This is a genomic window from Stenotrophomonas sp. HMWF003, from assembly GCF_003061285.1.
GTDB classification, from domain to species: domain Bacteria; phylum Pseudomonadota; class Gammaproteobacteria; order Xanthomonadales; family Xanthomonadaceae; genus Stenotrophomonas; species Stenotrophomonas maltophilia_AP.
This window is the reverse complement of sequence record NZ_QAIW01000248.1, coordinates 16,176-24,921: the sequence shown is the minus strand read 5'-3', so window position 1 is coordinate 24,921 and position 8,746 is coordinate 16,176. Positions and strand designations below refer to the sequence as shown.

General features: G+C 68.4%; 7 protein-coding genes. 5 read left to right on the top strand and 2 right to left on the bottom strand.

Annotation, left to right across the window (positions count from 1 at the left end; genetic code table 11):
* The 3 genes from DBR34_RS10280 to hemF all read left to right on the top strand — a co-directional run.
* Window positions 1–1,265: hypothetical protein (locus DBR34_RS10280; protein ID WP_181393962.1), on the top strand; the 1,265-nt coding region annotated here is incomplete at its 5' end.
* 178 nt (window positions 1,266–1,443) lie between these two features.
* Window positions 1,444–3,114 carry a hypothetical protein gene (locus DBR34_RS10275; protein ID WP_128096717.1) on the top strand — a complete coding sequence of 557 codons (1,671 nt, stop codon included), beginning with the start codon at window positions 1,444–1,446 and terminating at the stop codon, window positions 3,112–3,114.
* Between the two features lie 54 nt (window positions 3,115–3,168).
* Window positions 3,169–4,065: an oxygen-dependent coproporphyrinogen oxidase gene (hemF, locus tag DBR34_RS10270; RefSeq protein ID WP_128096716.1), complete on the top strand. Its 897-nt coding sequence runs from the start codon at window positions 3,169–3,171 to the stop codon at window positions 4,063–4,065.
* Between the two features lie 124 nt (window positions 4,066–4,189).
* Here hemF and DBR34_RS10265 read toward each other — a convergent pair whose 3' ends face one another.
* Both DBR34_RS10265 and polA read right to left on the bottom strand, forming a co-directional pair.
* Entirely contained in the window at window positions 4,190–4,666 is a 477-nt protein-coding gene (locus tag DBR34_RS10265; protein ID WP_128096715.1) for a YetF domain-containing protein, read from the bottom strand.
* A 374-nt stretch (window positions 4,667–5,040) separates the two neighbouring features.
* Entirely contained in the window at window positions 5,041–7,812 is a 2,772-nt protein-coding gene (gene polA, locus DBR34_RS10260) for a DNA polymerase I (RefSeq protein ID WP_128096714.1), read from the bottom strand.
* A gap of 96 nt (window positions 7,813–7,908) precedes the next feature.
* Here polA and DBR34_RS10255 point away from each other — a divergent pair, with 96 nt between their 5' ends.
* A complete protein-coding gene (locus DBR34_RS10255; protein WP_128096713.1) occupies window positions 7,909–8,193 on the top strand; it encodes a DUF2782 domain-containing protein in 285 nt (94 codons plus the stop codon).
* Between the two features lie 79 nt (window positions 8,194–8,272).
* Entirely contained in the window at window positions 8,273–8,512 is a 240-nt protein-coding gene (locus tag DBR34_RS10250) for a hypothetical protein (protein ID WP_128096712.1), read from the top strand.
* Window positions 8,513–8,746 lie beyond the last annotated feature (234 nt).

Sequence of the window (8,746 nt, the reverse complement as noted above, 5' to 3'; positions counted from 1 at the left end):
ACTGGACCTTCGGCGACGGCGACCGCACCCTGACCGGCGGGTACCACGATTTCGTGCGGGAAAAGGCCGCGGCCTGCAAGCCGTTCTACGCGGTGGAAGAAGGCAGCTGCCGCGCCGATCCGGTGAGCTGCCTGGAGCACTCCTTCGAGGCCACGCCCGTGCAGCTGCACCAGTGGTGCAGCGAAGACGTGCCGGTCTTCTGCAAACGCCTGGTCGAGCGATACCAGGAGCAGGCCAACGAAGCCGCCCCGGAAGAGCCGCCACCGTTCCCCATGCCGGCGCAGTGCGATGAAACCGCCAAGGGCTACGACCCGGCGGTCTGCACGCGCCTGCTTGAAACAATGGCGGGCGAGATCATGGGCACGGCGATCATGGGCCTGAGCCGGGCGCCACAGGCGGTGCTGCCGGCCGAACAGCTGGTCGAACTGGCGGACCTGTGCAAGCAGCACCCGCGCGAGGAATTCTGCAGCAGCGTGGCCGAAGCACAGTGGAACGCCGGCCGGTTGCTGGAGGCCCGCGACGCCCTGCAGCACGCGTGCAGCGCGCACGCCGAAGCCTACGCCTGCACGCAGGTTGCACCGTTGCTTGGGTTGTCGGCGGCCGCGTTGTCGCCGGTGCCCACCACCACCCTGCCCTGTGGCCGCTATGTGGCCGAGCACGGTATCCCCTCGGACCTGCTGTTCGGCGATGCCGGCGTGGTCCAGATGGTCGGCTACGCCACGCGCCTGCGTGCCCGCGTGCAGGACGGGCGGATCCACCTGCGCCGTGACATCGGTGACGATGTGGTGCTGCAGGCCACGCGCGACGGCAGCCTGGTGGGCATGGACAGCAAGAGCCGTTTTGCCCATTACACGCGCCAACCCGGTGCCGCCGGTGGCTGCAGCGCCCCGCTGAGCTTCACCGAGATTCCGCAGCCGCTGGACTGCCCCACGCTCGATCGCGAGGGCGGCCCGGAGGCCTGCTGCAAGGCCGGCCAGCTGCTGGGCTGCAAGCTCGCCGCCAGCGCGCGGGCACGCGAGGAAGACTGGAAGAGCACGCCGCCGTACTACGCCGCGCTGTGCACCGCCGGCGTGCGCACTGGCTGCGTGGGCCTGGCCGAGGTCTATCTGCATACCGGTGACGAGGCGGTACCGACCACCCTGGCGGCCATCTGCGCCAAGGGCGGCCCTACCCACATCGCCTGCGACGTGGACGCCACCCGCGATTGGCCGACGCTGCGGGCGATGGTGCGTGCGATGGCCGAGGAGGCCGCAGGCGGCGAGTGACGCCTGCGACGGCGGCGCGGCGCCAACGGCCGTAAGCGACAGCCACGGTTGTCAGCGCCGGCCGCCCCGCTATCCTGCTGCCCTTCGCAGACGGCGCAGCAGGTCCTTGCAGGCCCTGCGCCGTCCATCGCGCTCCATCATGGCCTGCAACCGGATGTGTCGCTTCCAAGGATCGGACATGCTGCCCTGCCTTTTACGTGTTTCCCTGCGCGCCGCACCGGCGGCACTGCTGCTGCTCGTGCTGGCGCCCACCGCCTTCGCGCAGCCGCTCACCTGCGGGCGCTTCATCAACGACACCGACAGCGCCGAGCTGGTCCTGGAAGGCCCCGACCGCGGCTACCAGATCGACTACAGCGGGGAGCGCAGCGATTTTCTCGTGCACCTGCAGGACGGGCAGCCGCAGGTGATCGATCTCGGATCGGGCAGCATCGAGCCGCTGAAAGCAAGCCAGCGAGGGCGCGCCCTTGCACTGGGCTGGAACCGCTTCGTACTGCGCACGCCCGCCCAATGCAGCGCGCCGGCGCCCCATCCCGACGGCAGCTGCCTGGCCGATCCGCTGCGTTGCCTGGCCGATCGCCACGACAAGGACACCGCCGCGCTTGAAGCAGGCTGCAGTGACGGCATGCCGGCCCTGTGCCGGGATCTGCCCGCTCGCTACCGGAAGGATGCACAGGCCCGCCAGCAACGCGACGGCGACGATGATGCCGGCTTCTCCGAGAACCAGCTGATCGCCATGCGCGCGTACATGGAAAGGGCCTTCGACGAGATGGGCCTTCCCGCCCTGTGCCGCGAAGACGGCGATGTATTCGATGAGGCGGCATGCAGGAATACGCTGGCATCCCGCCCGGAGCTGGGCGGAAAAATCGCCGAGGCCCTGCAGGGCGCTGCGTTGGCGGCCGGCATGGTCAAGGTGTTTGCACCCGAACCGGATCGCCCGCTGTCCGAGACGCACCGGATGAAGCTGCAGGGGTACTGCCAGGCACGTCCGCATGGGTGGTTCTGCACCGAGGTGGCCGAGCAGCAGTGGGACGCCGGCGACCTGCAGCACGCGACCGCGGCGCTGGCGCTGGCCTGCTCGGCAGGCGACTCGCGTGCATGCGCGTTTGCGCCCCCGTTGCAGCAGCTGGGTGCGGACCTCGCGCCCCAGGCAGCGGCAACGCTGCCGTGCGGCGCGTACGTCTCCCAGCGTGCCTTGATGGACTCCCTTCGTTTTGGTGACCGTGGCCTGGTCGACATGGGCATGGGCCAGCTGCGCGCCCGCCTTGAAGACGGCGCCATCCGGATCCGCCACGAACAGGGCGGCGACTTCGTGCTGAAACCCCTGCCCAACGGCGACCTGCTCGGCATGGATCAGTGGACCCGCTTCCAGCGCTTCCAGCGCACGCCGGCTGAAGGCGACCCTGCTCGCTGCGTGCCGCCGGTGCAGTTCACCGAAGTGCCGCTGCCGCAGGACTGCCCCAAGGCGCTGGTCGACGGCGGCGCGGAAGCCTGCTGCGCCCGCGGCAGCATGCAGGGCTGCAACGTGCTGGGCACGCGGCTGGGCTTGAAGGGGCAGTGGGAGCAGGCCAGCGTGCATTACCTGCAGGTGTGCCGTGCAGGCATCCGCGAAGGCTGCGAAAACCTGGCCACCGCACAGGAAAGAAACGGCGACGTGGATGCGCATGGCATGCTCAAGGCGCTGTGCCAGGCCGATGCGAGCGGGCGCCACGTTGCCTGCGACCTGCTGGACACGCGCAACTGGGCCATGATGTCGGCCGGGCATGCGCTGGAGCGGGCACTGCAGAACAGCGGCGATGATGCCGATCAGGACATCCCGCCGGCACCGCGCACGCCCAATCACAAGCGGTGATCCGCTGCGGCCGCGCCCACCGCCCGGCTCTCCGGCCTGCGGTAAAGTAGCGCCATGAACGAATTCGAGCGCGTACGCAGCTACCTGACCGACCTGCAGGACCGCATCTGTGCGGCCATTGAGGCCGCCGACGGCCAGGCCCGGTTCGCCGAGGACCAGTGGCAGCGCGCTGAAGGCGGCGGCGGCCGCACCCGCATCCTGCGCGACGGCGCGGTGTTCGAGCAGGCCGGCATCGGCTTCTCCGACGTGGCCGGCACCCGCCTGCCGCCGTCGGCATCGGCCAACCGGCCGGAACTGGCCGGCGCCTCGTGGCGCGCCACCGGGGTATCGCTGGTGTTCCACCCGGCCAACCCGTACCTGCCCACCACCCATGCCAACGTGCGCTACTTCCGCGCCGAGCGCGATGGCGTGGAAGTGGCGTCGTGGTTCGGCGGCGGCTTCGACCTGACCCCGTTCTATCCGTTCGACGAGGACGTGCAGCAGTGGCATCGCGTGGCGCACGACCTGTGCGCGCCGTTTGGCGAAGCACGTTATGCCGACCACAAGCGCTGGTGCGACGAATACTTCTTCCTGCGCCACCGCAATGAAACCCGCGGCGTGGGCGGGTTGTTCTTCGACGACCTGCACGGTGACTTTGAACGCGACTTTGCCTACCTGCGCGCGGTCGGCGATGGCTTCCTCGACGCGTACCTGCCGATCGTGGCGCGTCGCAAGGACATGCCGTTCGGCGAGCGTGAGCGCGAGTTCCAGCTGTACCGACGCGGCCGCTACGTGGAGTTCAACCTGGTCTACGACCGCGGCACGCTGTTCGGCCTGCAGAGCGGCGGGCGCAGCGAGAGCATCCTGATGAGCCTGCCGCCGCGGGTGCGCTGGGAATACGGTTTCCAGCCCGAGGCCGGCAGCGACGAAGCACGCCTGGCCGACTACCTGGTGCCGCGCGACTGGGTGTAACCGAACGCGGCACCGCAGAGGCGGGTAGAGCCACCCCATGGGTGGCTGTGCTCTCAAACGATGGCAGCCACCCATGGGGTGGCTCTACCGGCGACGAACGATGGCAGCCACCCATGGGGTGGCTCTACCCCTTCTTCGGCACGATGGTGATGTGGCCGTTGATTTCCAGCACCGCCAGCGCGACGTCGTCGATCGACAGGCAGCCTTGCTGGCGCAGCGCCGCATCGACATCGGCCGACGTGACCATTTCGCGCCGGAGCACCGAATCCAGCAGCTTGCCGTCACGCGCGATCAGCACCGGCTCGCCTTCGACCAGGCGTTCAACACGTCGGCTGCGCGTGCTCAACCACCCCACCCCGTAGTTGAGCAGGATCAGCGTGGCCGCCAGCAGCAGCCCGCCGCCCAGCGAGGTGTCCTTGCCCAGCAACGCGTTCTGTACCGCATTGCCCAGCAGCACGATCAGCAGCACGTCGAACGGGGTGATCTGGCCCAGCGCGCGCTTGCCCGACAACCGCACCATGCCCAGCACCAGCACGTACACCACCACCGCGCGCAGGATGAATTCCCACCACGGCATGGCCAATGCAAACAGATCGCTCATGCGGTTCTCCCCGGGTCCAGCCCACAGCATGGGCCGCACGCAGGGCAAACGGCAATCGGCAGCGCGGGGTAGTCATCGGGCGGGCGGCACCGGGTTTATGGCAGCCCAAATAAAAAGCCCCGCCGACCAGGGGGAGGTCAGCGGGGCCGGGGAACGGGCGCTTGGGGAGGAGCCCCCGTTCCGAGATCTGCACCAGGGGATGGGAGAGATCCACAACAGGCGTTGCGCCTGTCGAGGTCTATAAAAGCACCCCGAACATTGATAGTTCGTGAAGGGGCCCAATTAATGAAAGGCGCGTAGGGGAAACATTCATCCGACAGTCAGTTTTTCAAGCAGCTATGAACCAATTCAGCTGTTTGAGCGTGATTTCCGTCTCAGTGCGCCTCATCCCAGTTATCACCGACGCCCGCATCCACCACCAACGGCACCCGCAACTGGGCTGAAGACGACATCAGTTCCACCACCTTCAAACGCAAGGTGTCGAGAAACTCACTTTCGGTTTCGAATACCAATTCATCGTGCACCTGCATGATCATGCGGGCCTGGTCGCCCTGGCCCTGCAGCCAGCCGTCCACTTTCACCATCGCCCGCTTGATGATGTCGGCCGCGGTGCCCTGCATCGGCGCGTTGATCGCCGCCCGTTCAGCCCCGGCGCGAAGGCCCTGGTTGCGGGCGTGAATGTCGTTCAGGTACAGCCGGCGGCCTTCCAGGGTTTCCACATAGCCCTGGTCGCGGGCCTGCTGGCGCATGCGCTCCATGAAGTCGCGCACGCCCGGGTAGCGGCTGAAGTACAGCGCCACGTAATCCTGGGCCTGGCCGCGGTCGATGCCCAGGTTGCGGGCCAGCCCGAACGCGCTCATGCCGTACATCAGGCCGAAATTGATCGCCTTGGCCGCGCGGCGCTCGTTCGGGGTGACCTCGTCCAGCGCGCGCCCGAACACCTCGGCGGCGGTGGCCCGGTGTACGTCCACACCCTGTTCGAAGGCGCGCACCAGGCCCGGGTCTTCGGACAGGTGGGCCATGATCCGCAGCTCGATCTGCGAGTAATCGCAGGCCAGGATCTTGCGCCCGGGCGGGGCCACGAAGGCGCGGCGGATGCGGCGGCCGTCGTCGGTGCGGATCGGGATGTTCTGCAGGTTCGGGTCCGAGGAGGACAGCCGGCCGGTGGCCGCTCCGGACTGGTGGTAGCTGGTGTGCACCCGGCCGGTGTCCGGGTTGACCATCTCCGGCAGCTTGTCGGTGTAGGTGCTGCGCAGCTTGGCCAGCCCGCGGTACTCCAGGATCACCCGCGGCAGCTCGTGCTGCTCGGCAATGGCCTCCAGCGCCTCTTCATTGGTGCTGGGCTGGCCCTTGGGGGTCTTCACCAGCGCCGGCAGCTTCAGTTCGTCGAACAGTACCGCCTGCAGCTGCTTGGGCGAATCCAGGTTGAAGGTGTGGCCGGCCAGCTCGGTCGCTTTCTGCTGGGCGGCCAGCATGCGCACGCTGAGGTCCTGGCTCTGGCGGCGCAGTTCGGCCATGTCGATGTGCACGCCGTTGGCTTCGATCCGGGCCAGCACCGGCACCAGCGGCATTTCGATGTCGCGGTACACGCCGTCCAGCGTCGGCACGGCCAGCAGCTGCGGCTGCAGCACGCGGTGCAGGCGCAGGGTGATGTCGGCGTCTTCGGCGGCGTAGCGGCCGGCCTCGTCCAGGCCTACCTGCGAGAACGGGATCTGCTTGGCACCCTTGCCGGCCACGTCCTCGAACTTGATCGTGGTGTAGCCCAGGTAGCGCATCGCCAGCGAATCCATGTCGTGGCGGGTGGCGGTGGAGTTGAGCACGAAGCTCTCCAGCATGGTGTCGTCGTGGTAGCCCTGCACGTCGATGCCATGCCGGCGCAGCACGTGCAGGTCGTACTTGCCGTGCTGGCCGAGCTTCTTCTTGCTGGGGTTTTCCAGCACCGGGCGCAGCGCCGCCAGCACCTGATCGGCGCCCAGCTGGGCCGGCGCGCCGGGGTAGTTGTGGCCCACAGGGATGTAGGCCGCCCGGCCCGGCTCGACCGCCAGGCTGATGCCCACCAGGTTGGCGCGCATCGCATCGAGGGCGTCGGTTTCGGTATCGAAGGCGATCAGGTCGGCCGCCTCGGCGCGCTGCACCCAGGCGTCCAGCTGTTCGGTGGTCAGCACGGTCTCGTAGTCGCCGGGCGCGGACAGCGCCGGATCGACCTCGGCCGCCGCTTCAGCCGGCGCACTGCGGGCATACCCGGCGGCGGTGCCACGCAGGCTCACCGTGGCGTCGCTGGCGGCCACCGCTGCCGCTGCCGGGCCACCCAGCTCCTTCAGGGCCTGGGTGAAGCCGTAACGCAGGTACAGCTCGCCCAGGGCGGGCACGTCCGGGTCGCGCAGTGCCAGCGTGCGCGGGCTGGCGTCCAGCGGCACGTCGGTGCGGATGGTGACCAGTTCGCGGTTGAGCGGCAGGCGCTCCAGCGCTGCGCGCAGGTTTTCGCCGATCTTGCCCTTCATGGCCGGTGCGGCGGCCATCACCCCGTCCAGGTTCTGGTATTCGGCCAGCCACTTGGCGGCGGTCTTGGGGCCGCACTTCTCCACGCCGGGCACGTTGTCCACCGTGTCGCCCATCAGCGCCAGCAGGTCTACGATCTGGTCGGCGCGCACGCCGAACTTGTCCATCACCGCCGCATCCGAATCCATCCGGCTGCCGGTCATGGTGTTGACCAGTTCGATGCCCGGGCGGACCAGCTGGGCGAAGTCCTTGTCGCCGGTGGAGATGGTCACCTGCAGGCCGTCCTGCTGGCCCTGCAGGGCCAGCGTGCCGATCACATCGTCGGCTTCCACGCCGGAAATGCGCAGGATGCTCAGACCGAGCGCTTCGACGATGCGGCACATCGGCTCGATCTGCGGACGCAGGTCGTCGGGCATCGGCGGGCGGTTGGCCTTGTAGTCGGCGTACAGGTCGTCGCGGAAGGTCTTGCCGGGCGCATCGACCACGAACGCCACGTATTCCGGGCGCTCCTTCAGGGTGGCGCGCAGCATGTTGACCACACCAAACAATGCGCCGGTGGGTTCACCGTGGGCGTTGGTCAGCGGCGGAAGCGCGTGGAACGCGCGGTACAGGTAACTGGACCCGTCAATCAGGACTAATCGGCTCATGCGACGATTCTACGCGCCCGCCCGCGCCGACCCCAGACACGCCGACGACGACGCGTGGGGCATAATCGACCCTCACTTGTACAAGGACCACGGCCCATGAAGACCCTGTTGCTGGTTGGCCTGCTCGCGCTGGCCGGTTGTGCCACCACGGGCGGCGGCGGTACGCCCCCGGTCGATGTGAGCGGTGCCGATGTGTCCAGCAAGACCCTGGCCAACGGTGACACCGTGCAGGAGTACCGCGTGAGTGGCCAGCTGCGGATGGTCAAGGTGACGCCGGCGCAGGGCCCGGCGTTCTACATGTACGACCGCAACGGCGATGGCCGCATGGACAGCGACAAGGACGGCGTGTCGCCGGTGTATTGGAAGCTCTACAGCTGGTGAGGGCAGGCGTACCTTCCGCCCCGGGGTTGGAACGCCGCTTGCATCGACAGGTTATCCGGACTTTGCCTTGTTTCAGTAGATGAATACGCCCGAACGCCGCCAGCCGCCCGACCCCGCCCAGCTGCGGGCCGGACTCACCGCCGAGCAACGCCAGGCCGTGGACACGCTGGAACATTTCGGCTGGCAGCTGCGCTTCGTGCGCCGCCCGCTGTTCCGCGACCCGATCCCGGTGCTGTTCGACCGCAGCGGCGAACGCTACGTGGTGCTGCAGCCCGACGGCAGCCTGGATGAGTCGCAGACCCTGAAGCTGCGGCCGTAGGCCCCACGGCGCGTCCACCGCTGCGTGCCCGGCTGCCGCTGGCCGGCGTCTCGGGAAACCCCACCAACACGGTAGTGCCGGCCGCTGGCCGGCTCCCCAGAAAACCCTACCCAACACGGTAGTGCCGGCCGCTGGCCGGCTCCCCGGAAAACCCTACCCAACACGGTAGTGCCGGCCGCTGGCCGGCTCCCCAGGAAACCCTGCCCAACACGGTAGTGCCGGCCGCTGGCCGGC

Coding starts and splice junctions, on each gene's coding strand:
- DBR34_RS10250 (WP_128096712.1), top strand. CDS start 8,273: ATGAATACGCCCGAACGCCGCCAGCCGCCCGACCCCGCCCAGCTGCGG.
- DBR34_RS10265 (WP_128096715.1), bottom strand. CDS start 4,666: ATGAGCGATCTGTTTGCATTGGCCATGCCGTGGTGGGAATTCATCCTG.
- polA (WP_128096714.1), bottom strand. CDS start 7,812: ATGAGCCGATTAGTCCTGATTGACGGGTCCAGTTACCTGTACCGCGCG.
- DBR34_RS10255 (WP_128096713.1), top strand. CDS start 7,909: ATGAAGACCCTGTTGCTGGTTGGCCTGCTCGCGCTGGCCGGTTGTGCC.
- DBR34_RS10275 (WP_128096717.1), top strand. CDS start 1,444: ATGCTGCCCTGCCTTTTACGTGTTTCCCTGCGCGCCGCACCGGCGGCA.
- hemF (WP_128096716.1), top strand. CDS start 3,169: ATGAACGAATTCGAGCGCGTACGCAGCTACCTGACCGACCTGCAGGAC.